Origin of the sequence: Cellulomonas telluris (genome assembly GCF_004886325.1) — a bacterium.
In the GTDB taxonomy this organism is placed as follows: domain Bacteria; phylum Actinomycetota; class Actinomycetes; order Actinomycetales; family Cellulomonadaceae; genus Cellulomonas; species Cellulomonas telluris.
The window spans coordinates 1-501 of sequence record NZ_QXFN01000139.1; the positions used below are offsets into that span (position 1 = coordinate 1).

Annotated in this window: 1 protein-coding gene; it reads left to right on the forward strand. The window is 75.2% G+C overall.

Features of this window, described 5'->3' with window-relative positions; genetic code table 11:
• Nucleotides 1-9: 9 nt before the first annotated feature.
• Nucleotides 10-501: FGGY-family carbohydrate kinase (locus tag FB586_RS19115; RefSeq protein ID WP_281276715.1), on the forward strand; the 492-nt coding region annotated here is incomplete at its 3' end.

Sequence of the window (501 nt, forward strand, 5' to 3'; positions counted from 1 at the left end):
GGAGCCGCAGTGCAGTGGTTGCGTGACGGACTCCAGATCGTCGGCAGCGCGGCCGAGACCGCCGCCGTCGCGTCGACGGTCGACGACACCGACGGGGTGTTCTTCGTCCCCGCCCTGACCGGGCTGGGCGCGCCGCACTGGGACCCCCACGCCCGCGGCACGATCATCGGGATCACGCGCGGCACCACCCGCGCCCACCTCGTGCGCGCCACGCTGGAGGCGATCGCCTTCGAGGTGCGCGACGTCCTGGAGACGCTGCCCGAGCTGTCCACGCTGCGCGTCGACGGCGGCGCGGCGGCCAACGACCTGCTGTGCCAGCTCCAGGCCGACCAGGTTGGGCGCGCCGTCGAGCGACCGGAGATCCTGGAGACGACCGCGCTCGGTGCGGCGTTCCTGGCCGGTCTCGGCACCGGGGTGTGGGCGTCGACCGACGACCTGCGCGACACGTGGGCCCTCGACCGCCGCTTCGAGCCCGGCGGCGACCGGGAGGCGCTGGACGCG